We start from the raw sequence: 25,735 nt of genomic DNA, 5'->3' as shown, positions 1-25,735 counted from the left end.
GACCCGACCCACGCAGACATCGGAGCATCCCTTGGGGACGACAACAGACATCAAGGGGATCACGCCTATTCACAGCGGGCTGTCCGCCGAGCAGATCATGGAAAGCTCGGTCCCGCGGGCCGTGGCGCAGTACCAGACGGTGATCGACGAGATCAACGAACATTTCTGGAATCGCGACTGGAGCGCTCTGACCACCTGCATTTCGGTGCCCAACCGCATCACCGCGCTGGATGCCGCGCGGCTGTTCGATACCCATGAGGAATGGCTGACCGTGGCCCGCGCGGCGCGGGACGGCTTTAACACCATGGGGATTTCCGAATATCATCGCGTCTGTCGGGGGGCGTTCTTTGCCGACCCGGATGAACGGCAGATCGTCGGCTTCCACGAGACCTTTATCCTGCGGGGATGCGTGCTTGCCGTGCCCCGTTTCAAAGGCTTCATGCGGCTGGTGCAGCACGGTGGCAGGTGGCGATCCGAGGGCTTGCACACCGAACAGCGCGAGACCCTGCTGCCGACGATCCATGCGGATCAGATCGTTCGGGCGCGGGACTGATTGACCAAGGCCCCGGCCCGTTGATGCGGACGGTCTGGCGTTACAACGCCTTCAGCCCGGCGGCAAAGCGCGCGGCGTTGGCCTGATACCCCAGCGCCGATTTGCGCAGCCCCTCGATGGCGGCCTCGTCCAGTTGCCGCACCACCTTGCCGGGCATCCCCATCACCAGACTGCCATCGGGGATTTCCTTGCCCTCGGTGATCAGCGATCCCGCGCCGATCAGGCAGTTCCTGCCGATCTTGGCGCCGTTCAGGATCGTGGCTCCCATGCCGATCAGGCTGTTCTCACCGATGGTGCAGCCGTGCAGCATGACCTTGTGGCCGATGGTGCAGCCCGGCCCGATCACCAGCGGATAGCCCATGTCGGTGTGGCAGACGACGTTCTCTTGCACGTTGGAGCCAACGCCCACGCGGATTTCCTCATTGTCGCCGCGCAGGGTACAGCCGAACCAGACCGAGGCGCGCGCCTCCAGCACCACCTTGCCGATCAGGTTGGCGTCTGGCGCGGCCCATGCATCATCGGCCAGATGCGGGGCGATGCCGTCCAAAGCATACAACGTCATGACAACTCCTCGAATTCGGTTTGCAGGCTGCGGACATGGTCCACCAGCCCCGGTTGCTGTGAGCGGCGCAGCCGCGTTGCGATCACGATGGTCTTGAGCCGCTCCAGCGTCGCCTCCAGATCATCGTTGACCAGAACGTAATCATAGCTGCCCCAATGGCTGATCTCATCCCAGCTTTTCTGCATCCGCTTGGCGATCACATCGGCGGCGTCCTGCCCCCGGCTGACCAGACGGCGGCGCAACTCGGCAATCGAGGGCGGCAGGATAAAGACCGACAGCGTGTGTGGCCCGAGGCCGGAGTTGACGATCTGCTGCGCGCCCTGCCAGTCGATGTCGAACAGCACATCCCGACCCTGCCCGATGGCGGTTTCCACCGGCGCGCGCGGCGAGCCGTAGAAATGGCCAAAGACGTGCGCGTGCTCCAGCATCCCGCCTTCGTTCACCGTGCGTTTGAAGGCCTCCTCGGACATAAAGTGATAGTCCTTGCCGTCCGCCTCGCCCGGACGCGGTTTGCGCGTGGTGGCCGAGACCGAAAAGCTGAGCGACGGGTCCCAGTCCAGCAGACGGCGCGACAGGGTGGATTTGCCCGCGCCAGAGGGCGAGGACAGGATGATCAGCAGGCCGCGTCGCGTCTTGGTCATGTTCATGTCCGGGTCACTCCACGTTCTGGACCTGCTCGCGCATCTGGTCGATCAGCGTCTTCAGCGCCAGTCCCGCCTGCGTCAGCCGGGTGTCGCCGGACTTGGCGCACAGCGTATTGGCCTCGCGGTTGAATTCCTGCATCAGGAAGTCGAACTTGCGGCCCACCGCCCCCTCGGCCGCCAGCAGATCGCGCGCGGCGGCGATATGGGCGCGCAGGCGGTCGATTTCCTCGGTGATGTCGGATTTGACGGCGATGACCGCCAGTTCCTGCGCGATGCGCGCGGCATCGACACCGTCGGCGTTTTCGGTGATGCGGCGCAGTTGGTCGCGCAGCCGCTCTGCCTGTTGCGGCTGGCGCTCCGCCACGGCCAGGGCCGCCTCATCGACCAGTGCCGCGATTTCGGCCAGTTGCCCGGCCAGAATGGCGCTCAGCGCCGCGCCTTCGGAGCGGCGCATGGCGATGAACTCTGTCAGCGCAGCATCGAAATCCACCAGCAGCGCAGAGACCAGCGCCGCCGGGTCGGCCTCTGGCACCTCTGCCGTCAGCACCCCGCGCAAGCCGACGATTTCCGCCGCCGTCGAGGGTGCAAGCGACAGGCCCTCGGCCATGGCGTCCGCCTCGATTCGGTGCATGGCGGCCAAGACCGCCTTCAACTGCGTCTCATCCAGCCGCAGGCCGCCCTCGGCCTCATCGGCGGCCAGTTTCAATGAGATTTGCAGGTTGCCGCGCTTGAGCTTGGCCGCGCAGCGCGCGCGCACCCCGGCCTCCAGCCCGTCGATCCCGTCGGGAACCCGCAGCCGCAGGTCCAGCCCCTTGCCGTTGACCCCGCGCAGTTCCCACGTCCAGCTGCGGCCCAGACCCTGTCCGCTCCGGCTTGCAAAGCCCGTCATTGATTGCCGCATCAAGCACCCTCCGCCGTCCTGCGAACCGAGGTATCGGCAGACGCTGCCGGGTGCAAGTCAGGGTTAGATTTTGAGCATTCCGTTAACCTTCGCCGAAGAATTGGGACGAATTTGAGACGAACCTCTGCTAGTAAGGTTTCAGTAACGTATATTAAGCAGGCTGGATGGCCAACGGGCCTTGCCAAGCCGCACCGGACGACAGGAGCCAGGCATGTTGGGCAAAGGTGATAAGGGCAAGGGCATCGTTTCGATGACGGAGCGCGAAAAGATGCGGCGGTTGGCGCCGCTGCGACAGGTCGAGGCCTATTGGCACGGGCTGTGCGCCAAGGACGCGGTGCCGATGCGCAGCCAGATTGATCCGCGCGGAATGGAAGACGCGCTGGAAAACGCCTTTCTGATGGAACGGATTGCGCCGACCATGGCCAAGGTCCGCGTTGCCGGCACACATCTGAACGACATCATGGGGATGCAGATCGCCGGGATGCCGCTGTCCTGCCTGATCGCGCCGCCCGACCGCGAACGGTTTGGCGAAGCGGTGGCCAAGCTGTTTGCCGACCCGGCCATCGTGCGGCTTGATCTGGCCGCCGAGGGCGGATTTGGCAAACCGGATCTGGAGGCGCATATGATCCTGTTGCCGCTGCGCTCTGATTTCGGCGACCAGACCCGCGCGCTGGGCGCTTTGGTCAGCCAAGGCCGGATCGGCCGCACGCCGCGACGGTTCACCCTGCGCCACGTCGACGTGGCCCCGGCGCTGTCGGGCAAGGAGATCGGCACCGTGCCGACCACTGAAAGCCAGATTGCACCGCAGACCCTGCAAGAAGACCCGGCGCGCTTTGTGTCGCGCCCGCCCGCGACGCCGCCGGTCCCGGCCCCGGAGGCAGGTGCACCGGGCCATCTGCGCCTTGTGGTCAGCAACGACTGATTGCGCGGCTCTGACAGGGACGCGCGAGAGGACAGGCCCCGACCGCACGGTCGGGGTCTTTTTGTGTCAAAAGGCGGCGCAAGCGGCTGGACCCTGTACGTGCTGCCCAGACCCCCGCGTGGGGCCACCGATGCCCTTACACCGGGCGGTCTATAGTCGGCCTGAGTGTCCCAAAACGGAAAACGCCCCCGCAGTGTCCTGCGGAGGCGTCTTGATCATTCAACCGGAACGCTGAAATCAGGCGCTTGCAGCCTCTGCCGCCTTGGCCCGGCGTGTCACCAGTTCCTCGGCCACGAGGAACGCCAGTTCCAGCGACTGCGAGGCGTTCAGGCGCGGGTCGCAGGCGGTGTGGTAGCGGTCCGACAGATCCTCATCGGTGACTTCGCGCACGCCGCCGGTGCATTCGGTCACGTCAAGGCCCGTCATCTCGAAATGCACGCCGCCGGGGATGGTGCCCTCGGCCTCATGCACACCAAAGAACTCGCGCACTTCGCGCAGGATCGAGTCGAAAGGCCGCGTCTTGTAGCCGGTGGCCGATTTGATGACGTTGCCGTGCATCGGGTCGCAGACCCAAGTCACCTTGGCGCCCTCTTCCTGCACCGCCTTGATCAGACGCGGCAGGTTTTCACCCACCTTGCCCGCGCCGAAGCGTGCGATCAGGGTCAGCTTGCCCTCTTCGTTCTTGGGGTTCAGCGTTTGCATCAGAACCTTGAGGTCCTCAGAGGTGGTCGTCGGGCCGCATTTCAGGCCCACCGGGTTCAGCACGCCGCGTGCGTATTCCACATGCGCGCCGTCCGGCTGCCGGGTGCGGTCGCCGATCCAGATCATGTGACCCGACCCCGCCAGCCAGTTGCCGGACGTGGAATCCTGACGGCACAGCGCCTCTTCGTATTCCAGCAGCAGCGACTCGTGGCTGGTGTAAAAATCGACCGTGTGCAGGGTGTGCGCCTGATCGCCGGTGACACCCGCCGCGGTGAGGAAATCCAGCGCGTCCTGAATGCGCGTCGACATCTCGCGGTAACGCGCGGCCTTTTCGCTTTCGGTGAAACCCAGCGTCCACTGGTGAACCTTGTGCACGTCGGCATAGCCGCCGGTGGAAAAGGCGCGCAGCAGGTTCAGCGTCGCCGCGGCCTGCGTGTAGGCCTGCAACATGTTGCGCGGATCGGGGATGCGCGCCTCTGGCGTGAAGGCCAGCTTGTTGATGATGTCGCCCCGGTAGCTGGGCAGCTCGACGCCATCCTTGACCTCTGTGGGCGCGCTGCGCGGCTTGGCGAACTGGCCCGCCATGCGGCCCACCTTGACCACCGGAACCTTGGCCCCGTAGGTCAGCACCATGGCCATCTGCAACATCACCTTGAAGGTGTCGCGGATCGCATCGGCCGAGAATTGTTCAAAGCTTTCGGCGCAATCGCCGCCCTGCAACAGGAACGCCTCACCGCGGCCGGCGGCGGCCAGATGCTGTTTCAGCCTGCGCGCTTCGCCGGCAAAGACGAGCGGCGGATACTTGGCCATCTGCGCCTCGACAGCGGTCAGGGCTTCGGCGTCCGTATACTCGGGCATCTGAACCCGCGGCTTGGCACGCCAGTTCGATTTCTGCCACTCGGTCATCTGTTCTCTCCGGTCATCAATTTGAGCGCTAACGGTCAAGGGGTATACGTCACGTCCCGCCCCCTGACCAGCCGTGTTTTTCCTTTGCCTCATCCTTTGGCAATCGGCCCCGGCGCTGCCGGTTTCGGGGACCGACGCCGCGTTTTCCGCCCCCCGCAACGCCAAACCCGGTGCAGACAGCACAGCGCGCGCATTCGGGTCGGACGGCGATTAGTTTGCGACATGTCTTGACGCTGCGGGGGAGTTCTGCCCATGTGCCACGATAAAATTGCGGACAGGATGCCGCAACACGATCACGAAGGTGGCTTTCCATGTTTCCCCCGCCGCAGCGCCAGGTCATCGAACTCGACAGCGTCCCGCCCAAGCCGCGCCGCTTTGTCTTTGTTCTGCTGGACAATTTCACCATGCTGTCGTTTGCCGCCGCACTGGATTGCCTGCGGCTGGCCAACCGCATGTCGCAGAAAAAGCTGTACGAATGGCGGGTGGTTGGCGAAGGCGGCGAAACCGCGACCTGTTCCACCGGAACGATATTTCATCTGGACGGCGGGCTGGACGAATTGCACCGCGACGACACGGTTGTGATCTGCGGCGGCGCCGAGGTGCAGCAGGCCACCACCAAGCGGCTGCTCAGCTGGCTGCGGCGCGAGGCCCGCAAGGGGCTGACCATGGGCGGGCTGTGCACGGCCACCTATGCGCTGGCCAAGGCCGGGTTGATGGACGGCAAGCGCGCCACCATCCACTGGGAAAATCAGGACAGTTTCTCGGAAGAGTTCGACGAGGTCGAGCTGACCAAATCGGTCTTTACCATTGACGGCAACCGGCTGACCACCGCCGGGGGCACCTCTTCGATTGACCTGTTCCTGCAAATCATCGCCAACGACCACGGCGAGGAACTGGCCACCGCCGTGGCCGACCAGCAGATCTATTCCTCGATCCGCACCGATCAGGACACCCAGCGCCTGTCTGTGCCCACCCGCATCGGCGTGCGCCACCCCAAGCTGAGTCAGGTCATCCAGATGATGGAGACCAACATCGAGGAACCGATCAGCCCGGCGATCCTTGCCAAGGAGGTGGGCATGTCGACCCGCCAGCTGGAGCGGCTGTTCCGGCGCTACCTCAACCGCTCACCGAAGCGGTATTATATGGAATTGCGCCTGCAAAAGGCCCGCAACCTGTTGATGCAGACGGAAATGAGCGTGATCAACGTGGCGCTGGCCTGCGGGTTCGCCTCGCCCTCGCATTTCTCGAAATGCTACCGCGCGCATTACAAGACAACGCCTTACCGGGAACGCGGCGCACAGGCCACGCGCCTGTCGGTATGATCCGGACAGAGCGGTTGCTGCTCCGTCCGGGGCGGCTGACCGATCTGGAGCCGCTGCACAGGATCTTGTCGGACCCCAGTGTCATGCGCTACTGGTCGCGCCCTGCGCATGACGATATTGCTCAGACGGCGGAGTTCCTGCGCTATTTCATGAACGGCTACGGGCATGACGGGCGCGTTGAATACATCCTCGAAAAGGACGGGCGCTGCATCGGCAAGGCCGGGATGTGGCGCGACCCGGAGGTCGGCTATATCCTGAACCCCGACTATTGGGGGCAGGGTCTGGCCTATGAGGCGATGTCCGCCATCCTGACCGAAATCGCCCGCCGCCGCCCCGATCTGACCCGGCTGACCGCCGATCTGGACCCGCGCAATACCGGCTCTGTCCGGTTGCTGGAAAAGCTGGGGTTCACCCATGATCGCACTGTGGTCGGCGATTACCTCTATGGCGGCTATGAGGTTTGCGACAGCGCCTATTACAGTCTGGCAATGCCCGCGCAGGCCTGACGCCCGCCGCAAGGCCGGGGCCTTGGGCAGGTCTGTCGGTATCGGCTTTGTGAAAGGTCCGAAGAACGGCGGCCGCCGGTCGGATCATGCCACCGGGCTGTCAAACCCGGCCTCTTGGGGCGTCGCCCCCTCGGTCTGCGCAGATCGAAAGGCCCCCAAGAGGGGCGTTGATCCGGTTTTCGGTGGTACCACGGGCGAAGATGCGGCGCAGAGATTGACCAAATGGAAACGCACCGCGCGCAGGTCAGTCCCCGGCAGGCACCAGCCGGTACAGCACGCCATTGCCGACGCTGAGGAACCACAGCGCCCCGTCCGGCCCCTGATCCACATCGCGCACGCGCAGGGTTTCATCGCCCTTGATCTGCTCGACCTCTGCCAGCGGGTCGCCGGTCAGCCGCGAGATGTAATCGAACTTGAGCGACCCGATAAAGGCGTTGCCCGACCACTCTGCCACGGCGCCGTCATAAAAGGTCATGCCCGAGGGCGCGATGGAAGGGTCCCAATAGTGGACGGGCTGCGCCATGCCCTCCTTGGCGGTGCCTTCGCCCAGTTTGCGACCATCGTAATTGACCCCGTAGGAAATCACCGGCCAGCCATAGTTCACGCCCGGATCGATCCGGTTCACCTCATCGCCGCCCTTGGCCCCGTGTTCGACGGCCCAAAGCTGGCCGCTGGCATCCAGCGCCGCGCCCTGCGGATTGCGGTGCCCCCAGGACCAGATCTCGGCCAGCGCGCCCTCGGTGCCGATCAGCGGATTGCCCGGCGCGGGCGCGCCGTCGCGGGTGATCCGCAACACCGACCCGTTGTGCATCGACAGGTCCTGCGCCTTGGGTCCGTCGCCCCGGTCGCCCACGGTCACAAAGAGGTGCCCGTCAGATGCCTCGACCAGACGCGAGCCGAAGTGGTAACCGCCCCTGGTGCCGCGCGCGATTTCAAAGATGGTGGTGCCGTCCTCCAGCCGCGTGCCATCCTCAGACAATCGCGCACGGTAGACCGCCGTTCCCGATCCGCGAAAGCCCTGCCGTTTGGCATAGGTAAAGAACAGCTCTCGGCGGGTGGCGAAATCGCGCGGCACGAGGATGTCCAAAAGGCCGCCCTGCCCGTCCGCCACAACCTTTGGCACACCCCGCACCTCTGTCCGGGTGTCGCCCGCGATCCGCAGCAGTTGGCCGTCTCTTTCGGTGACCAGAATGGCCCCATCGGGAAGAAAGTCGAAAGCCCAGGGGGTGTCGAGGTCCGCGACCATCGGTTCGGCGGTCATCGGACCGGCAGAGGTCTGGATCGCCTCGGCGGCCAGCGGGCCGGCAAGACCGACGGCAAGTGCCGTTACGGCAGGTTTGAAAATCATGAATTCACCTCCTGTTCCCTTTGCGATATGGCCGTGTCGCTTTGTCTAACAAGGGGGAGAGAAGGGAAAACCATCACATGCAAGGCCCCTTCCCTTTTTCCAAAACCCTCCTTAGGCTCGCGCCAGGACACAAGATCCAACACGGGAGATTAACAATGAAAAAACTGCTTATGGCCACCACGGCCTGCACCCTCGTCGCCTCTGCCGCTCTGGCCGGAAGCCATGCATCCGAGGCCAAGATCGGCATCATCCTCGGGTTCACCGGGCCGATTGAATCGATCACCCCCGCGATGGCGGACGCCGCCGAACTGGCCATCTCCGAGGTCAACGCAGCCGGTACATTCCTGGATGGTGTGACGCTGGCCCCGACCCGCGCGGATTCGACCTGCATCGACGCCGCCGCCGCCACAGCCGCCGCAGAACGGCTTGTCACCACCGAAGGCGTCGTCGCCATCATGGGCGCGGATTGTTCCGGCGTGACCGGCGCGATCCTGTCGAACGTGGCCGTGCCGAACGGCGTGCCGATGGTATCGCCCTCCGCCACCTCGCCGGCGCTGTCGACCGCCGAAGACAACGGCCTGTTCTTCCGCACCTCGCCGTCGGATGCCCGTCAGGGTGCCGTTCTGGCCGAGATCCTTGCCGAGAAGGGCATCACCGAAGTTGCGGTGACCTATACCAACAACGACTACGGCAAAGGGTTTGCCGATGCGTTTGCATCGTCCTTTGCGGGCACCATCACCCTGTCGGCACCGCATGACGACGGCAAGGCAGACTATTCGGCCGAAATCGGCGCGCTTGCCTCGGCTGGCGGTCAGGCGCTGATTGTTCTGGGCTATACCGACCAGGGCGGCAAAGGCATCATTCAGGCGTCTTATGACACCGGCGCGTTTGACACCTATGTCATGGGCGACGGCATGTATGGCGACACCCTGTTCACCGAACTGGCCGACGCTCTGGAAGGGTCGATCGGCACCGTGCCTTGGGCCGAGGGCGCAGGCGCGGACGCGTTTGCCACCATCACCGCAGCGGCGGGCATCAACGGCGACAGCTCTTACACGCGTGAGTCCTATGACGCCGCCGCGCTGATCGCGCTGGCGATGATGAAGGGTGGCGCAGCCACCTCCGACGCGATTGCCGCCAACCTGATGGACGTGGCCAACGCGCCGGGTGAGCCGATCCTGCCGGGCGAACTGGGCAAGGCGCTGGAAATCCTCGCCGGTGGTGGCGACATCGACTATGTCGGCGCATCGGGTGTCGAGCTGATCGGACCGGGTGAAGCCGCTGGCAGCTACAAGTACTACACCATCACGGGTGGTGCTGCGGAAACCGTCTCGTTCAAGTAAACCGGAACCGTGACAAGAGCAGCCCGACATCTGTCGGGCTGCTTTTTTCGCTATTTGAGGACGCCACCCCTGCGGGCGGCGCTCTTGGGGGATAATCCTTGATCAAGGTGGATAACCTGCACCGGCATTTCGGTGCGTTCCGGGCCGTCGACGGTGCCTCGCTTGAGATCGCCACAGGGTCGATCACCGGGCTTGTCGGGCCCAACGGCGCGGGCAAGACAACGCTGTTCAACGTGATCGCGGGCGCGCTGGAACCGACCAGCGGCACGGTGACGATGGACGGTGAGGACATCACCGGCCTGCCGCCGCATGAGCTGTTTCACAAGGGCCTGCTGCGCACTTTCCAGATCGCGCATGAGTTCCACTCGATGACTTGCCGCGAGAACCTGATGATGGTGCCGGGCGGGCAATCCGGTGAGGCGCTGTGGAACACATGGTTTGGCCGAAAACGCATCGCCGAAGAGGAACGCGCCCTGCGCGCCAAGGCGGACGAGGTGCTTGATTTTCTGACCATTTCGCATCTGGCGGATCACCCCGCCGGGGCCATTTCCGGCGGCCAGAAAAAGCTGCTGGAACTGGGGCGCACGATGATGGTCGACGCCAAGATCGTGTTTCTGGATGAGGTCGGCGCAGGCGTGAACCGCACGCTGCTGAACACCATCGCGGATACCATCGTGCGGCTCAATCAGGAACGCGATTACACCTTCTGCGTGATCGAACACGACATGGATTTCATTGGCCGCATCTGCGACCCGGTCATCGTCATGGCCGAGGGCAAGAAACTGGCCGAGGGCACGCTGGATGAGATCAAGGCCAACGAGGCGGTGATCGAGGCCTATCTGGGCACCGGGCTGAAGAACAAGGACCAGGTGGCGCAGGCATGAGCGACAACCCATACCAGAACGACCGCGGCAACAAGGACGCCTCGATCACCAAGGCCAGCAAGCCCAGCGAGATCGACTCGACCCGTAAATCCGGCCCGATCAAGGACGCCCCCGGCGGGCCGTTCCTGATCGGTGACACCATGACCGGCGGTTACGGCAAGGGGCCGGACATCCTGCACGACTGCACCATCGCCGTCGACAAGGGAGAGATCGCGGTGATTGTCGGCCCCAACGGCGCGGGCAAATCCACCGCGATGAAGGCGGTGTTCGGGATGCTGGATGTGCGCAGCGGCGCGGTGCGCCTCGACGGCCACGACATCACCGCGCTGACACCGCAGGACCGGGTGGCGCAGGGCATGGGCTTTGTCCCGCAGACCTCCAATATCTTCACCTCGATGACCGTCGAGGAAAACCTTGAGATGGGGGCCTTTATCCGGCTGGACGATTTCCGCACCACGATGGAGCAGGTCTATGACCTGTTCCCGATCCTGCGCGAAAAGCGCCGCCAACCGGCGGGGGAACTGTCGGGCGGTCAACGTCAGCAGGTCGCCGTGGGCCGTGCGCTGATGACCAAACCCAAGGTTCTGATGCTGGATGAGCCCACCGCCGGGGTCTCTCCCATCGTGATGGATGAACTGTTCGACCGCATCATCGAGGTGGCGCGCACCGGCATTTCGATCCTGATGGTGGAACAGAACGCGCGGCAGGCGCTGGAAATCGCGGACAAGGGCTATGTTCTGGTTCAGGGGCGCAACGCCTTTACCGGGACCGGCAAAGAGCTTTTGGCCGATCCCGAAGTCCGCAAGAGCTTTCTGGGGGGCTGAGGTGCGGGCCGTGGAACACGCGGTACTGGGGTCGCTCCTGCTGGGGGCGCTGCACAGTCCCGCGCGGGCGGCGGTCGAGACGTATGACTGTGATCTGGCGCGGGGGGACGACCGGCTGTCGCTGCGCTTCGATCTGGACAGCGCCAGTTTCGCGCCGCCACTGGACCGGAATGAGCCGCCGCGCAGGCGTATCAGCCGGGTGAGGCTTGGCGACGACGACGGGTTCACCGCCGAGGCGATCCTGTCCGAGACCGGGCAGCGCGGCTTTTGGGCTCCGGACCGGGGATGGCTGCTGACGATGGACCGGGACGGCGCGGCGCGGCTGAGCGATGCCGACCAGACCCCGTGGCAAGGCAGATGCAAGGACACCGGATGATGCAAAAAACGGTTCTGGCCATGGCCCTGACGGGATGCGCCACGGCGGCGGTCGCCGATATCATCGAAAAACAGGGCGCGGCGCTGATGTCGTGCACCTACACGGTGGAATGCCTTGAAGAAGAGGCCTGCACCTTTGCCCAGTTCGGCCATGACGTCGATCTGCCCAAACAGATGCCCGGCGACGCGGTGCTGGATATGGGCACCGGCCCGGCCAAGGGCACCGCGCGCGTGGTCAACGGTGTGCTGGTGATCGACGCCTCCGATGCCCATGCCAGCTACCTGCTCAGCCAGACCCCCGAAGGCATCGCCAAACTGAGCGTCCATTTCGCCGATCCGCTGATGGTCGTGACCTATCACGGCGACTGCGTGGTCACGGAGTGACTGTTCAAATGACCGGGCGCATGACCGACACACACACAACAAGAGCCGCCGGAGCAACCGCGCGGCCGACCAACGAGGGCAACACCTGATGGATTTTCTCAACGCCATCGTGGCGCTATCCAACTTCGTGCTCATCCCCGCGATGACCTATGGCAGCCAGCTGGCGCTTGGGGCGCTGGGGGTGACGCTGATCTATGGCATCCTGCGCTTTTCCAACTTTGCACATGGCGACACCATGGCCTTTGGCACCATGGTGGTGATCCTGTTCACATGGCTGTTCCAGTCATGGGGCATCAGTCTGGGGCCGCTGCCCACCGCGCTGCTGGCGATTCCCTTCGGGATCGCCGGAACCGCCGCGCTGATGCTGATCACCGACCGGGGGATCTATCGCTTTTACCGCGGCCAAAAGGCCAAGCCGGTAGTCTTTGTGATCGTCTCCATCGGGGTGATGTTCATCTACAACGGGCTGACGCGCTTTATCCTTGGCACCGATGACCAGCGGTTCGACGATGGTGAGCGGTTCATCATCAACGTGCGCGACTTCAAGGAGATGACCGGCCTCGAAGAGGGGCTGGGCATCAAGACGACGCAGGGGCTGACGGTGATCACCGCGATCCTTGTGGTGATCGCGCTGTTCTGGTTCCTGAACAAGACCCGCACCGGCAAATCCATGCGCGCCTATTCCGACAATGAGGATCTGGCGCTGCTGTCGGGGATCAACCCGGAACGGGTGGTCATGGTGACTTGGCTGATCGTGGCGGCGCTGGTCACCATTGCCGGCACGCTCTACGGGCTGGACAAGTCGTACAAACCCTTCACCTATTTCCAGTTGCTGCTGCCGATCTTTGCCGCCGCCATCGTCGGCGGATTGGGCTCGCCTCTCGGGGCCATCGCGGGCGGGTTTGTCATCGCCTTTTCCGAGGTGGCGATCACCTATGCGTGGAAAAAGGTGCTGGTCTACCTGATGCCTGACGCGCTGGAGCCATCCGGCCTCGTGCAACTTATGGCCACGGAATACAAATTCGCGGTCAGCTTCATGATCCTCGTGGTGGTGCTGCTGTTCAAGCCCACGGGCCTGTTCAAGGGGAAATCGGTATGAGCAACCAGATCCGAACCGCCACACTGTTTGGCGTTGTCGCCCTGCTGATCATCGGCACCGGGGTTTTCCAAAGCTGGGATCTTGCGCTGGTCATCCTGAACATGGGACTGATCAGCGCCATCATGGCGCTGGGGGTGAACCTGCAATGGGGCATCGCCGGGCTGTTCAACGTCGGCGTCATGGGGTTTGTCGCCCTTGGCGGCATGGCCGTGGTGCTGACCTCTGTCGACCCGGTGCAAGAGGCATGGGCCGCCGGGGGCGCGCGGGCGCTGTTTGCGCTGATCCTTGGCGCGGGCACCATCATCCTGACCTTCTTCGCATGGAAAAAGACCCAGAACCGCTATCTGGCGGCGGCGCTGCTGATCGCGGGTTTCATCCTCTACCGGATGGTGCGTGATCCGGCCGTGGACGCCATCGAGGCGGTGAACCCTGCCGGCACCGGCTTTCTGGGCGGTCTGGGCCTGCCGGTGGTGATCGGCTGGGTGGTCGGCGGATTCCTCGCCGCCGGGGCGGCGTGGATCATCGGCAAGACGGCGCTGGGGCTGCGGTCGGACTATCTGGCCATCGCGACGCTGGGCATCTCCGAGATCATCATCGCGATCATGAAAAACGAGGAATGGCTGACCCGTGGCGTCAAGAACGTCACCGGCCTGCCGCGCCCGGTCCGCGACGCCATCGACCTGCAAAACGATCCCACGTTTGTCGAGCGCGCGGCGGGGTTCGGACTGGAACCGACAGCGGCCTCGACGCTCTATATCAAGATCAGCTACGGGCTGATGTTCGCGGTGGTGCTGGTGATCCTGCTGGTGCTGGCGCAACTGGCGCTGAACTCGCCGTGGGGCCGGATGATGCGGGCGATCCGTGACAACGAAACCTCGTCGCGCGCCATGGGCAAGGACGTCACCTATCGCCACCTTCAGGTCTTTATCCTTGGCTCTGCCATCTGCGGCATTGCCGGGGCGATGATGACCACGCTGGACGGGCAGTTGATCCCGACCAGCTACCAGCCGCTGCGCTACACCTTTCTGATCTGGGTGATGGTGATCGTCGGCGGATCGGGCAACAACCTTGGCGCGGTTCTGGGCGGTTTCCTGATCTGGTTCCTCTGGGTGCAGGTGGAAACGCTTGGCCCCGGTTTCATGACATGGGTCACCAGCTGGATGCCCGACGATTCCAACCTCAAGGCGCATCTTCTGGACAGCGTGCAGCACATGCGCCTGCTGACCATGGGGGTGATCCTGTTGATGGTGCTGCGGTTCTCGCCCCGCGGGCTGTTGCCGGAACGCTGAGCCCCGTTGCCACCGGCGCCGACCGTCCCCCGCAAACGGACAGGTCGGCGCGAAACGCCAAGGCCCTTGCGGCGCGTGCGCCGCGACCTGACCTGCGGCGGCTTGGCCTCTTTTTCGACGCTGTCAAAAAAGATACATTTCAGATTAGGCGGACATGAAGGAGCGCCTGACATGAACTGGCATGAACTATCGGCCAACTGGGACAACATGGTTGTCGGGTTGCAGTCGCGGTTTCCACGGCTGGACCGCAGTCGTCTGGCAGACCCACCCCGTGACAGCCGCGCGCTGACCCGGCATATCGCAGACATGCATGAACTGACCGTCGAAGAGGCCCGCGACGCGCTACAGGATTTCATGCACCGCGAGGATCTCGCCCGGCGCGCGACAGAACTGTCGAGCCAGTAGCGGGATCAGCCCAGCGATGTCACCCAGAGGATCGTTGCGTCCTCGGGGGAGACCGACACGACGTTGTGCCCCATGGTCGCGTCGTAATAGGCGCTGTCGCCGCGCTTCATCTCGATGGGTTCGTAGAACTCTGTGAACAGCTTGACGACGCCGGTCAGGACATACAGGAATTCCTCGCCGTCGTGGCGCACCCAGCCGTCGAACTCTTCCATGCTGCGGGCCCGGACCCGCGCCCGGTACGGCAGCATCTTTTTGCGCGTCAGGCTTTCGGCCAGCAACTCGTGCTCATAGGTGGCGGTGGCATGGCTTTGCCCCTCGTTCGAGCGGGTCACCGCCATCCGGCCATTGACCTTTTCCTGCTGCGGCGGCGTGAACAGCTGCGGCACCGAAATCTCCAGCCCCACGGCGAGCTTTTTCAGCGCGTCGTAGGTGGGCGACATCTGGCCGTTTTCGATCTTGGACAGGGTGGACCGGGCCAGCCCTGCCTGACGGGCCGCCTGTTCCAGCGTCCAATTGCGTTCCTTGCGCAACTCGCGCACGCGGTTGCCAAGGTCCAGCGGCTCTGGCTGGGGCGCATCGCCGGACTCGCGGGCAATACGGATCAGGGATTTGGGATCTCGCGACATAGTCCTGTGCTATAGGATGCGGTCGGGGGTGTTGCAAGCGCGCCTCTTGCGGGCCGGGGCGCGGCGGGCTAGGCGAAACATCATGACCCTGACCCATTCGCTCTTCGATGAGGGGCCTTTTGCGCCCTGCCCGGCCAACTTCAATCTGGCCGCCCATGTGCTGGCCGCAGGCGCGGCCGTGCCTGACAAGATCGCGCTGGCGGTGGTGCGTCCGACCGGGGCACAGCGCTGGTCCTACGCCCGGCTGACAGCGGCGGTGCGCGGGACGGCCACCGGGTTGCGACAGGCGGGCCTTGTCCCCGGTGACATCCTGCTGATGCGGCTGGGCAATACGATCGATTTCCCGATTGCCTACCTTGGCGCCATCGCCGCGGGCATCGTGCCGGTTCCGACCTCGTCGCAGCTGACCGCGCCGGAAGTGACCAAGATCATCGACCATCTTGCCCCAAAGGCCATACTTCGTGCCGAAAACGTCCCCTGCCCGGAGACGGATCTGCCGGTGTTCGGACCCCAGACCTATGAGGCGTGGCATGCTCTGCCCGCCGCCGACTATGTCCTGGGCGACCCGGAGCGGCTGGCCTATATCATCTACACCTCCGGCACCTCTGGAACGCCGCGCGCGGTGGGTCATGCGCACCGCGCGATCTGGGCGCGACAGATGATGATGGACGGCTGGTACGGGCTGGGGCCTGAGGACAGGCTGCTGCATGCCGGGGCCTTCAACTGGACCTACACGCTGGGCACCGGGCTGATGGATCCCTGGACCCGTGGCGCCACCGCGCTGATCCCCGCCGCCGGCAGCGATCCCGCGCAATTGGCCCTGTTGATGAAACGGTTCGAGGCGACGATCTTTGCCGCAGCGCCGGGCGTCTACCGGCAGATGCTGAAGTTCCCGCTCCCCCCGATGCCCGCGCTGCGGCATGGGCTGGCGGCGGGGGAAAAGCTGTCCGCCACGCTGCGCGACGGTTGGCGCGCAGCGACCGGCACAGAGATCTTTGAGGCCTACGGCATGTCGGAATGTTCCACCTTCATCTCTGCTGCGCCGGGGGTGCCGGGGGTGCCGGGCACTTTGGGACGCCCGCAGAGCGGGCGACGGGTGGCGATCCTTGACGCCGACGGACAACCCGGCCCCCTGAACACCGAAGGCGTCATCGCCGTGGACCGCAACGACCCCGGCCTGATGCTGCGCTATGTCGGTGCGCCAGAGGCCACGGCGGAGAAATTCAGCGGCGACTGGTTTCTGACCGGCGATCACGGGACGATGGATGCGGACGGGCATATCACCTATCTGGGCCGCAACGACGACATGATGAACGCCGGTGGCTACCGGGTCTCGCCGCTGGAGGTCGAGGCGGCGCTGGCCGGACTGCCGGGGGTGATCGAACTGGCGGTGACGGACATCGCCGTCAAGGAAGATGTGCGCATCGTCGCCGCCTTTTACACGGCGGAGCAGGAACTGGACGAGGACCGGCTGAAGGCCGAGGCCGCCGCCCGGCTGGCGCGCTACAAATGCCCGCGCAGCTTTGTCCGCGTCGATGCCCTGCCCCGCAACCCCAATGGCAAACTGCTGCGCACCCGGCTCAAGGCGCATGTCATCGGCTAGGAGAGACGAATTTTCGACGAAAATTCGACTCTGCGCCGACAGCGTGCCATCTAGGTAGAAAATACGAGGCCCCCATGATCCAGCTCGACATCTTTTCCGATCCCATCTGCCCGTGGTGCTATATCGGCAAGGCGCATCTTGACCGCGCGTTGCAGGATTTCCCGGATCATCCGTTCCAGATCCGCTGGCTGCCGTTCATGCTGAACCCGGACATGCCCGCCGCGGGCATGGACCGCCGCGCCTATCTGGAAACGAAATTCGGCGGCAAGGAGGGCGCGGTACAGGCCTATCTGCCGGTGCATGAAAACGCCGAGGCGGCCGGTCTGACCCTGCATCTCGATACGATCGCCAAGACCCCGAACACCGTGGACGCGCATCGTCTGATCCATTGGGCCGGGATCGAAGGGCGTCAGACGCCTGTCGTCTCGGCCCTGTTCCGCGCCTATTTCGTCGAAGGGCGCGACATTGGGGACGCCGAGGTTCTGGCCGATGTGGCCGACGATCAGGGCATGGACGCCAGCCTGATCCTGCGCCTGCTGCGGTCCGACGAGGACCGCAAGGAGATTGTCGAGCGCGATGCCGCGGCGCGCGGCATGGGGATCACCTCTGTTCCCACCTTCATCGTTGCGGGCCGCCACGCGGTCCCCGGCGCGCAGCCGCCCGACCTGTGGCGCCGGGTGATCGAGGAACTGCGCGCGGGGGCCGATCCTGCCGCATGACCAGACTGCGACTCCTGACCCTGGTCCTGACACTGGTGCTGATCATCGCCCTTGGCACCGTGTTCTTTCGCTATGTCGAAGGCTGGAGCTGGCTCGATTCCTATTTCTTCTCCGTGGTGACGCTGTCGACGGTCGGCTACGGCGAACTGGTGCCGGCGACCCCGGCGGGCAAGATCGGCACCACCGTGTTTATCCTGCTGGGGCTTGGGATTTTCGCGGTGGCGGTCCAGCAGTTCGGCGTCTTCGCCATGCGCAAGCGCGAGGAACATACCGAATGGCTGGTGGCCCGTCTGGGACAGGACAAGGACATGCCGCGCGCCGCGAATGAAGACGACCGGCCCGACGCTTCCGGTTGATCTGTTCCTCCCCCGGCAGGCGTGGTAAGGGCGGCGGACCAAAATCCGAGGTCGCAATGCACACTCCACGGGACGCCGCCCCAGATGCCCGACAGACGGTCGCGGCCGCCCGCTCCGCCATGCCCGGACGTGTCGAACTCATTGCGCTGATGGCGATGCTGGCCGCGACCATCGCCTTTTCGATCGACGCCATGTTGCCGGCCCTGCCCGCCATGGCTGCGGAACTCAGCCCGCAGGCCCCCAATCAGGTGCAACTGGTGGTGACGGTCTTTGTTCTGGGCATGGGGCTGGGCACGCTGTTCACCGGGCCGTTGTCCGATACCTTCGGGCGCAAACCCGTGGTGTTGGCGGGCTGCGCGCTCTACATCGTCTCCGCCGGACTGGCGGCGCAGGCCGACAGCCTTGGGCTGCTGCTGGCGGCGCGGCTGGTGCAGGGGCTGGGGGCGTCCGGGCCGCGGGTGGTGGCCATGGCGATCATCCGCGATCTGTTTGTCGGGCGGCAGATGGCGCAAGTCATGTCCTTTGTGATGATCGTCTTCACGCTGGTGCCGGCCATCGCACCCAGCATCGGCGCGGGGCTGATGGCGGTCTCCGGGTGGACGGCAATTTTCTGGGCCTTTGTGATCTTCGCAAGCGTTCTGAGCGTCTGGCTGGCGCTGCGCCTGCCCGAAACGCTGCCGCGCACCGCACGGCGTCCGTTCCGTGCGGCGGCGCTGATGTCGGCGACCCGTGAAATGCTGGCCAACCCGGTGGTGCGCCTGTCCATCGCGGTGCAAAGCCTTGTGTTCGGGATGTTGTTCGCCACGATTTCCAGCATCCAGCCGATCTATGAAGGCGTGTTTGACCGGGCCGAGAGTTTTCCGATCTGGTTCGGCGCGACCGCGCTGCTGTCCGCCTCGGGAAGCGTGGCGAATGCCATGCTGGTGATGCGGATCGGGATGCGGCGGCTGGTGTCGCTGATGCTGGGCGTTCAGATCGTTGTCAGCGGTGTGATGCTGGCGGCTCTGGTCGCGGGGGTGGCCGGGAACGCGCTGTTTTCGATGTTCTTTTTCTGGCAGTTCATGGCGTTTTTTCAGGCGGGCCTGACCATAGGCAACCTGAACGCCATCGCCATGGAACCCATGGGGCATATCGCGGGCATGGCCGCCTCGATCATCGGGTTTATCGCGACGGTGGCGGCGGTGCTGCTGGCGGTTCCTGTCGGTCTGCTGTTCAATGGCACGGCGATCCCGCTGACGCTGGGCGTGCTGGTCTTTGCCATCGCCGGGCAGATGCTGATGGCCGCGATGCGCCGGGCCGAGGCCGCCGCGGGCTGAAACCGGGGGTCATGCCTCTGACATGCCACGGATCAGATCGGCCTCGGTAAAGGTGAACGCCTCTATGTCGCAGGACAGCTTTTTGGAGGCGATGGTCATCTTGCGCGACCGCGCGGCCAGTTGTTTCCCGGTTTCAACCGTCTGACCAAATTGCCGGTCCACATCGCAGATGGTGCGGTTCAATCCCTCAACCGCCCCGACAAGTTCTGAATTGCGGACCGAAATGGTATCTGTGAGCGCCCTGGCCTGTGTCACAGTCTTGAGAATTTCCGACACGCTTCGACCAACCGCATCCACCAGTTCCGCCCCGCTTTTGACCTGTTCGCCGCTGTGTGTGATCAGCTTGCGTATGCCACCGGCGGCCTCTGACGTGGATTGCGCCAAATGCCGGACCTCGGTGGCGACCACCGCAAACCCCTTGCCCGAGGGACCGGCGCGCGCCGCCTCGACCCCGGCGTTGAGCGCCAGCAGGTTGGTCTGAAACGCCACGTCGTCAATCAGGTCGACGATGCGCGAAATCTGTCGGGAGCTGTCCTCAATCCCGCGCATGGCCGACACCGCCTGAGTGGTCACCGTATCGATCTGTTCGGCGCTGCTGTGGACCTGCCCGGTGGCCGTGGCGGCCTGACCGGCCTCTTCCACTGTTACCGTCAACTTTTGCAAAAGCTGCGCCGCGGCCTCTGTCATGTCGGACAATCGCCGCGCCTGTTGATCGGACTGCCCGGACATCTCCATCATCTGTTGCGCCAGAACCTGCGCGTCGTCGGTCAGCGATCCGGCAAGGTCGCTGGAGCTGAGAAACGCATCGCGCAGCGTCTCGACAGTGGTGTTGAAATCCTGACGCATGATCTCATGCGTGGTCGGAAAGGGCGGCGCGATGGAACAGGTCATGTCCCGCCCGCTCAGCCGTGACAGCGCCACGCGCACCTTGTCGACCACTTCCTGCGAGGTGCGCTGCGCGGCCTCCGCCTCGGCCTGGGCATCTTTGGCCATCCGGCGCTCCAGCTCCAGCCGGGATGCGGCCTGTTTGATCTGTTCGCGCGAATTGCGCCGCTGGAGGATGGCAACGCCCAGAACCCCGCCTTCGAGCGCCACCAAAACCGCGTGTAATCCGCTGCGCACCAGCGCGGCCCCGCCTTCGCCCATGGCCAGGCCCGGCGACGGCCAGTAAATCGCCGACACCAGCAGAAACACCGCTGTCATGGCGCAGGCCCAGACCAGCACGCGGACCCGCCGCTGGGTCGAGACGATGGCCAGCAGGACAAAATAGATGACATAGGTTTCGCTTTGCCACGGGTGCCCGGCAAGCTGCACCGTCACAAGCATCGCCTGCGCGATGAGCATGGTGGCAATGAGCGCATCGCCCGGCCCCCCCGGCAGGCGCCGCGCAAGCACCGCGCCGACGGCCGCCAATGGCAGTCCGACCAACAGCAGCGGGGACATGGCCTGCCCGGAAAGCCAGATGACCCCAAAGGCCAGCGGCACAAAAAGCAGGTTGACGCAGGTGGCAAGCAAACGCCCGTCCAACCGATCCATAAACGACATGGGGCCACTCATGACATGACTCTCCGACCAGTACCTCATCCCGTGGGGTAGCGTCCGGGCCCTTACCCACCGATTAATGCTCAAAAATTATTGCCTAAAATCGCGCCAAAGGCGGGCTTTGCCCCGGCATAGCCATTTAATGCGGTATACCTTTGCATACCGCATTCTCGCGCCCACGGAAAACCGCTATGACAGGGCGAGTCACCCAATGCCGAAGGGGCGCATCATGACAAAGATCAAGGTCGACAACCCGATCGTCGAAATGGACGGGGATGAGATGACCCGCATCATGTGGGATTTCATCAAGCAAAAGCTGATCCTGCCCTATCTCGACATTGACCTGCTCTACTACGATCTGGGCATCGAAGAACGCGACCGGACCGAGGACCAGATCACCATCGACGCCGCCGAAAAGACCAAGGAGGTCGGCGTCGCCGTCAAATGCGCCACCATCACCCCGGACGAAGCGCGGGTCGAGGAATTTGGCCTGAAAAAGATGTGGAAATCGCCCAACGGCACGATCCGCAACATCCTTGGCGGTGTGGTGTTCCGCAAGCCGATCATCTGCCGCAACGTGCCGCGTCTGGTGCCGGGCTGGACCGATCCCATCGTGGTGGGCCGTCATGCCTTTGGCGACCAGTACAAAGCGACGGATTTCCACTTTCCCAGCGCTGGCAAGCTGACGATGAAATGGGAAGGCACCAATGGCGAGGTGATCGAGCGCGAGGTCTATGACGCGCCGGACGCGGGCGTCTACATGGGCATGTACAATCAGGACGCCTCGATCCGCGACTTTGCCCGCGCCTCACTGAATTACGGTCTGGATCTGGGATGGCCGGTGTATCTGTCGACCAAGAACACCATCCTCAAGGCCTATGACGGGCGCTTCAAGGACCTGTTTCAGGAAATCTATGAGGCCGAGTTCGCCGAAAAATTCAAGGACGCGGGCATCTGGTACGAGCACCGTCTGATCGACGACATGGTCGCCTGTGCGTTGAAATGGAACGGAAAATTCGTCTGGGCCTGCAAGAACTACGACGGCGACGTGCAGTCCGACACCGTGGCGCAGGGCTTTGGCAGCCTCGGTATGATGACGTCGCAGTTGATGACCCCTGACGGCAAGATCGTCGAGGCAGAGGCCGCCCATGGCACGGTCACGCGGCATTATCGCCAGCATCAGGACGGGCAGTCGACCTCGACCAACTCGATTGCCTCGATCTATGCCTGGACCGGGGGGCTGAAGCACCGCGCCAAGCTGGACAACAACACGCCGCTGCGCGCATTCGCCGAGACGCTGGAACGGGTGATAATCGAGACGGTGGAAGCCGGTCACATGACCAAGGATCTGGCGCTGCTGGTCGGGCCGGATCAGGGCTGGCTGACCACCATGGGCTTCCTTGAAAAGATCGACGAGACCCTGAACAAGGCACTGGCGGGCTGATGCCGCTGTGCTGAGCCTTGCCGGGGGCGCAAAGCGGAATTGCGCCCCAAATGCTTGCCTTTCAGACGGTTTGCGGGGCATCGCCAAGCCATGACCCTGCTCTCCTTGCCCCCCGCCGATCGCCACAGCCTTTGGGAGGATGCCCTTGGCCTGTTGGTCGGCACCTGCCTGATGGCGCTGGCGGTGATGTTCCTTAAGGCAAGCGGCCTGATCACCGGACAGATTGCCGGGCTGTCGCTGATCGCAAGCTATGCGGGCGGCTGGTCCTTTGGCGCGGTGTTCTTTGTGCTGAACCTGCCCTTTTACCTGTTGGCGATCCGCCAGATGGGCTGGCGGTTCACCGTCAAGACCTTTGCCGCTGTGGGCCTGATGTCCGCGCAAACCGAACTGCTGCCGACCCTGTTACACCTCGACCCGCAGCATCCGGCGGTCAGCGCGGTTCTGTTCGGCGTGCTGGCCGGGCTGGGGCTGATCGTGCTGTTCCGGCACGGGGCGACGCTGGGCGGTGTCGGGATTGTCGCGCTGTGGTTGCAGGACACGCGTGGGATTCCGGCGGGCGCGGTGCAACTGGGCTTTGATCTGGGGGTGTTCACGCTGGCGCTGGCGATCTTTGACTGGCAGGTGGTTGCGGTCTCTCTTTTGGGGGCCGTGATCCTGAACCTGATGGTGACGATCAATCATCGCCGGGACCGTTACGTCGCGCGGTCGTAAGCAGCGGCCTCGGACAATACGCGATATAGCATTCAAAGCAGATACTTGCGGTTCAATCCTCATCTATTCCGGCAAACCTGACCCGACCGGAACCCGCAGGGTGGCGGTCCCGGATCAGGTCCGGGACAGGTGCGCGCGGGCCTGTCTGCCGGGCCCCAGCCCCTGTTCGCGCGCTGCAAAAGGGTTGCACCGCTACCGCACCACGGGCGAACCGACCTCCCCAAGCTTTGATCACTGGCCGCAACGGGTTATGAGTCGTCCTGTCGTTCTGCTGACAGGTTTGGAGAGTGAAGATGACAGCTGCCCTATTCCGCCGATCCATCCTGCCCGCGCTGATGTGCGGCGCGGTCTTTGCGCCGGTCCCGGCCAAGGCCGGTGACATCGTGACAACCACCGGCAAACATTTCGACTGCGCCGCGACTTTGACCGGGGAGATCGCCACCGGCGACCTCGACAAGATCCGCGCGCTGGACAGCCGCAGTTTTGCCAGCGGCACCCGGCCGCTGTGTCTGGACAGCGCCGGCGGCTCCTTTGCCGAGGCGATCCGGATTGCCGACTACCTGTATGACCGGGGCATCCCCACCGCCGTCGACGATGGCGCAGCCTGCCTGAGTTCCTGCGCCTTTGCCTTTCTGGGCGGCAGCAGCTCCGGCAAGGACCGCCAGCCGGAACCGAACAAGAGCCTGCATCTGAACGCCGAACTGGGGTTCGGGTCGCTGGCCCGCGTGCTGGACGCCGGTCAATACGCCGATGGCCAGACCCTGTCCGCGATGGATGCGGCGCTGAAATCCGCCAGTGAGATCACCGCCCGCATGGACAAGTTCCAGATGACGGCGGATTTCGCGGCGCAGGTCATGGCGCTTCAGGACAGCGATATCCTCTATGTCGACCGGGTTGACGAGGCGCGCGCCCTTGGCCTGCGGCTGGAGGGGTTCGAGGCCCCCAGCAGTCTGGGTGACGAGATGGTCACCCGCGCCTGCATCCGCGAGAACGCGGATTTCGATCCCGACAGATCGCGCCCCGACCAATCGGTCTATGATCACCGGGTCCTGCGTGAAAGCGGCGCATCGGCGCACCGCAAGGCCACCTATCTGGTCGAGGCCATCGTGGACGGGGTGCCGTCGTGGATTGGCTGTCAGGTGGAACTGACCTCGGCCCCCGCCACGGCGGACGACCCGGCGGCGTCGATCAAGCTGCGGACGAGCAAGGACTGGACCACCGGCGGCAACCCGCGTCTGCGTGAGGTCCATGTCCGGCTGGTGCCCGAAGAATGGCGTGAATTCCCGTTCCGCGACTTCTGGAAGCTGATTCCCGAGGATCAGACCCTGCAAGACGCGCGCAAGATGGCCTCGGCGGATGCCAGTGGCTCGATCATCGTGGATGCGGTGGGCGATTTGCCCAGAACCACGGCGGGCACCGAGGCGCTGATGGACCTGCGCTATGATGACCGGCAGGCAATCCAGAACCGTCTGACGCTGCTGGGCTTTGACACGCGGGGCGCGGACGGGATCTTTGGCCCCGGCACCCGGCAGGCGCTGCGGGACTGGCAGGACAGCAACGGCTTTGACGCCACCGGCTTTCTGGACAGCGCGCAACGCGATGTTCTGGTGCGCCAGAGTGAGGCGCAATACGCCGAATTCCTTGAAGAAGAACGCCGCGAAGAGGCAGAGCGCCAGCGCGTGCAAAACGCCCCTGCGCCGGTCTTCAACCGCCCCGCCGCGCTGGACCCTGCCCCGCAGCCGGAACCGCAGGGCCAGCGGGTCCGCGTCTGTCAGCGCACGATCTTTGGCGAGTTGGTGAACTGCCGGATTGAATTCCGCTGATCCTAGCCCAACGCATTGCCCGATTTTGGGCCCGACCTTCAGCCCGACGGCACTCTGTGCCGTCCCGGAGAGCGCGCCCCGCCACCTGAGCGGCGGGGCGCAAAGAGGCGCGTCAGCCGCCGTCTTGCGCGGGGATCAGCCCGGCGGCCATTGCGGCCTCCATCTCTTCGGTCCCGAGGAACCCGTCCGCATCCGTGTCCGCCTGGGCAAAATCGTCCTGCGACAGGTCCGGATACGCGGCCTGCGCCTCGATCAGCGAGACAAGGCCGTCACCATCGGTGTCCGGGCCGTCCATGTCCTGTGCAAAGGCCGGAAGGGCCAGCAAGGCAACGGCTGCGGTGGTGACGAGAGTGGCTTTCATGTTCTTTCCTCCGTGAGTGGTGGTTTGAAAGTACCCGCAAGGTGGAGGTGATTTTCGCCCCCCGCATCCCCCCATCGCCGCCGACCCGATTTCGCGCGGAGGGTTGCCGGATTTCCGTGGCCCCATCAGCGGAGCAAGGCCGCCCAAAAACACCGCGCGGGAAGCCGCGCCCCGCAGCCGCCCGCCCCGGCACACCACCGCCGAAAGAGCGCCGCAAACCCCGGCGGCGGGAACCCGCAAATGAGTCGCGGAGGGCGACAAACGT

General features: G+C 64.4%; 27 protein-coding genes. 19 read left to right on the top strand and 8 right to left on the bottom strand.

The features are described 5' to 3' along the window. Positions 1-31 precede the first annotated feature (31 nt). Complete coding sequence (locus ACN0S5_RS12985) at positions 32-553, top strand: hypothetical protein (RefSeq protein WP_417208791.1); 522 nt, start codon at positions 32-34, stop codon at positions 551-553. Positions 554-593: 40 nt separating this feature from the next. Here the strand turns inward: ACN0S5_RS12985 and ACN0S5_RS12980 are convergent, their stop codons facing one another. The 3 genes from ACN0S5_RS12980 to ACN0S5_RS12970 are packed head-to-tail and all read right to left on the bottom strand — an operon-like array spanning position 594 to position 2,660. After that, positions 594-1,115 carry a gamma carbonic anhydrase family protein gene (locus ACN0S5_RS12980; RefSeq protein ID WP_417208789.1) on the bottom strand — a complete coding sequence of 174 codons (522 nt, stop codon included), beginning with the start codon at positions 1,113-1,115 and terminating at the stop codon, positions 594-596. After that, complete coding sequence (gene gmk / locus ACN0S5_RS12975; RefSeq protein WP_417208786.1) at positions 1,112-1,762, bottom strand: guanylate kinase; 651 nt, start codon at positions 1,760-1,762, stop codon at positions 1,112-1,114. Before gmk ends, ACN0S5_RS12980 begins: the two co-directional genes overlap by 4 nt. 7 nt (positions 1,763-1,769) lie before the next feature. Further along, complete coding sequence (locus ACN0S5_RS12970) at positions 1,770-2,660, bottom strand: YicC/YloC family endoribonuclease (RefSeq protein ID WP_417208784.1); 891 nt, start codon at positions 2,658-2,660, stop codon at positions 1,770-1,772. Between the two features lie 211 nt (positions 2,661-2,871). Between ACN0S5_RS12970 and ACN0S5_RS12965 the strand changes: the two genes are divergently transcribed. Then, the gene (locus ACN0S5_RS12965) at positions 2,872-3,582 is read left to right on the top strand and encodes a PAS domain-containing protein (RefSeq protein ID WP_417208782.1); all 711 of its coding nucleotides are present in this window, start codon (positions 2,872-2,874) and stop codon (positions 3,580-3,582) included. A gap of 237 nt (positions 3,583-3,819) precedes the next feature. Here ACN0S5_RS12965 and ACN0S5_RS12960 read toward each other — a convergent pair whose 3' ends face one another. Continuing rightward, positions 3,820-5,190: a class II 3-deoxy-7-phosphoheptulonate synthase gene (locus tag ACN0S5_RS12960; RefSeq protein ID WP_417208780.1), complete on the bottom strand. Its 1,371-nt coding sequence runs from the start codon at positions 5,188-5,190 to the stop codon at positions 3,820-3,822. A 311-nt stretch (positions 5,191-5,501) separates the two neighbouring features. On the opposite strand from ACN0S5_RS12960, the gene ACN0S5_RS12955 reads away from it, so the two are divergent. Next, entirely contained in the window at positions 5,502-6,512 is a 1,011-nt protein-coding gene (locus ACN0S5_RS12955; protein ID WP_417208777.1) for a GlxA family transcriptional regulator, read from the top strand. Next, positions 6,509-7,018 (top strand): GNAT family N-acetyltransferase, encoded by a 510-nt coding sequence (locus tag ACN0S5_RS12950; protein WP_417208774.1) that lies wholly within the window; start codon positions 6,509-6,511, stop codon positions 7,016-7,018. The genes ACN0S5_RS12955 and ACN0S5_RS12950 overlap by 4 nt, the downstream gene beginning before the upstream one ends. A 244-nt stretch (positions 7,019-7,262) precedes the next feature. Here the strand turns inward: ACN0S5_RS12950 and ACN0S5_RS12945 are convergent, their stop codons facing one another. Next, positions 7,263-8,366: a PQQ-dependent sugar dehydrogenase gene (locus ACN0S5_RS12945; RefSeq protein ID WP_417208772.1), complete on the bottom strand. Its 1,104-nt coding sequence runs from the start codon at positions 8,364-8,366 to the stop codon at positions 7,263-7,265. Positions 8,367-8,521: 155 nt separating this feature from the next. On the opposite strand from ACN0S5_RS12945, the gene ACN0S5_RS12940 reads away from it, so the two are divergent. From ACN0S5_RS12940 to ACN0S5_RS12905, 8 genes are all read left to right on the top strand, one after another. Then, positions 8,522-9,709, top strand: coding sequence for an ABC transporter substrate-binding protein (locus ACN0S5_RS12940; RefSeq protein WP_417208769.1), 1,188 nt, complete (start codon positions 8,522-8,524; stop codon positions 9,707-9,709). Positions 9,710-9,807: 98 nt separating this feature from the next. Then, positions 9,808-10,593 carry an ABC transporter ATP-binding protein gene (locus tag ACN0S5_RS12935; protein ID WP_323768613.1) on the top strand — a complete coding sequence of 262 codons (786 nt, stop codon included), beginning with the start codon at positions 9,808-9,810 and terminating at the stop codon, positions 10,591-10,593. Beyond that, complete coding sequence (locus ACN0S5_RS12930; RefSeq protein ID WP_417208767.1) at positions 10,590-11,417, top strand: ABC transporter ATP-binding protein; 828 nt, start codon at positions 10,590-10,592, stop codon at positions 11,415-11,417. The genes ACN0S5_RS12935 and ACN0S5_RS12930 overlap by 4 nt, the downstream gene beginning before the upstream one ends. Positions 11,418-11,427: 10 nt before the next feature. After that, positions 11,428-11,793 (top strand): hypothetical protein, encoded by a 366-nt coding sequence (locus ACN0S5_RS12925; RefSeq protein ID WP_417208765.1) that lies wholly within the window; start codon positions 11,428-11,430, stop codon positions 11,791-11,793. Further along, a complete protein-coding gene (locus ACN0S5_RS12920) occupies positions 11,790-12,176 on the top strand; it encodes a hypothetical protein (RefSeq protein WP_417208764.1) in 387 nt (128 codons plus the stop codon). Before ACN0S5_RS12925 ends, ACN0S5_RS12920 begins: the two co-directional genes overlap by 4 nt. Before the next feature lie 88 nt (positions 12,177-12,264). After that, on the top strand, positions 12,265-13,275 hold the full coding sequence (locus tag ACN0S5_RS12915) for a branched-chain amino acid ABC transporter permease (RefSeq protein WP_417208762.1): 1,011 nt from the start codon (positions 12,265-12,267) through the stop codon (positions 13,273-13,275). Next, positions 13,272-14,564 (top strand): branched-chain amino acid ABC transporter permease, encoded by a 1,293-nt coding sequence (locus ACN0S5_RS12910; RefSeq protein ID WP_417208761.1) that lies wholly within the window; start codon positions 13,272-13,274, stop codon positions 14,562-14,564. The genes ACN0S5_RS12915 and ACN0S5_RS12910 overlap by 4 nt, the downstream gene beginning before the upstream one ends. Positions 14,565-14,735: 171 nt before the next feature. Then, positions 14,736-14,969: a hypothetical protein gene (locus ACN0S5_RS12905; protein ID WP_323768625.1), complete on the top strand. Its 234-nt coding sequence runs from the start codon at positions 14,736-14,738 to the stop codon at positions 14,967-14,969. 5 nt (positions 14,970-14,974) lie between these two features. Here the strand turns inward: ACN0S5_RS12905 and ACN0S5_RS12900 are convergent, their stop codons facing one another. Beyond that, positions 14,975-15,595, bottom strand: a complete 621-nt coding sequence (locus ACN0S5_RS12900) for a helix-turn-helix domain-containing protein (protein ID WP_417208758.1) — start codon at positions 15,593-15,595, stop codon at positions 14,975-14,977. 82 nt (positions 15,596-15,677) lie between these two features. On the opposite strand from ACN0S5_RS12900, the gene ACN0S5_RS12895 reads away from it, so the two are divergent. The 4 genes from ACN0S5_RS12895 to ACN0S5_RS12880 all read left to right on the top strand — a co-directional run bounded on the left by ACN0S5_RS12895 (position 15,678) and on the right by ACN0S5_RS12880 (position 19,589). Then, positions 15,678-17,198: a class I adenylate-forming enzyme family protein gene (locus ACN0S5_RS12895; RefSeq protein WP_417208757.1), complete on the top strand. Its 1,521-nt coding sequence runs from the start codon at positions 15,678-15,680 to the stop codon at positions 17,196-17,198. 74 nt (positions 17,199-17,272) lie between these two features. After that, the gene (locus ACN0S5_RS12890; protein ID WP_417208756.1) at positions 17,273-17,917 is read left to right on the top strand and encodes a DsbA family oxidoreductase; all 645 of its coding nucleotides are present in this window, start codon (positions 17,273-17,275) and stop codon (positions 17,915-17,917) included. Then, positions 17,914-18,273 (top strand): potassium channel family protein, encoded by a 360-nt coding sequence (locus ACN0S5_RS12885; protein ID WP_417208755.1) that lies wholly within the window; start codon positions 17,914-17,916, stop codon positions 18,271-18,273. The genes ACN0S5_RS12890 and ACN0S5_RS12885 overlap by 4 nt, the downstream gene beginning before the upstream one ends. 119 nt (positions 18,274-18,392) lie before the next feature. Beyond that, positions 18,393-19,589 carry an MFS transporter gene (locus ACN0S5_RS12880; RefSeq protein ID WP_417208754.1) on the top strand — a complete coding sequence of 399 codons (1,197 nt, stop codon included), beginning with the start codon at positions 18,393-18,395 and terminating at the stop codon, positions 19,587-19,589. A gap of 9 nt (positions 19,590-19,598) precedes the next feature. On the opposite strand, the gene ACN0S5_RS12875 is transcribed toward ACN0S5_RS12880, so the two are convergent. After that, positions 19,599-21,146, bottom strand: coding sequence for a methyl-accepting chemotaxis protein (locus ACN0S5_RS12875; RefSeq protein ID WP_417208752.1), 1,548 nt, complete (start codon positions 21,144-21,146; stop codon positions 19,599-19,601). A 214-nt stretch (positions 21,147-21,360) separates the two neighbouring features. On the opposite strand from ACN0S5_RS12875, the gene ACN0S5_RS12870 reads away from it, so the two are divergent. The 3 genes from ACN0S5_RS12870 to ACN0S5_RS12860 all read left to right on the top strand — a co-directional run bounded on the left by ACN0S5_RS12870 (position 21,361) and on the right by ACN0S5_RS12860 (position 25,109). Next, positions 21,361-22,575: an NADP-dependent isocitrate dehydrogenase gene (locus ACN0S5_RS12870; protein ID WP_417208751.1), complete on the top strand. Its 1,215-nt coding sequence runs from the start codon at positions 21,361-21,363 to the stop codon at positions 22,573-22,575. 90 nt (positions 22,576-22,665) lie between these two features. Further along, positions 22,666-23,286: a YitT family protein gene (locus ACN0S5_RS12865; protein ID WP_417208749.1), complete on the top strand. Its 621-nt coding sequence runs from the start codon at positions 22,666-22,668 to the stop codon at positions 23,284-23,286. 293 nt (positions 23,287-23,579) lie between these two features. Next, positions 23,580-25,109, top strand: a complete 1,530-nt coding sequence (locus ACN0S5_RS12860; protein WP_417208747.1) for a peptidoglycan-binding protein — start codon at positions 23,580-23,582, stop codon at positions 25,107-25,109. 112 nt (positions 25,110-25,221) lie between these two features. On the opposite strand, the gene ACN0S5_RS12855 is transcribed toward ACN0S5_RS12860, so the two are convergent. Further along, positions 25,222-25,470, bottom strand: a complete 249-nt coding sequence (locus tag ACN0S5_RS12855) for a hypothetical protein (RefSeq protein ID WP_417208745.1) — start codon at positions 25,468-25,470, stop codon at positions 25,222-25,224. Positions 25,471-25,735 lie beyond the last annotated feature (265 nt).

The sequence above is a fragment of the Antarctobacter sp. genome (assembly GCF_048262615.1).
GTDB lineage: Bacteria > Pseudomonadota > Alphaproteobacteria > Rhodobacterales > Rhodobacteraceae > Antarctobacter.
Note: the sequence above shows the minus strand (reverse complement) of the source record. Positions and strands in the feature narration are given on the sequence as shown.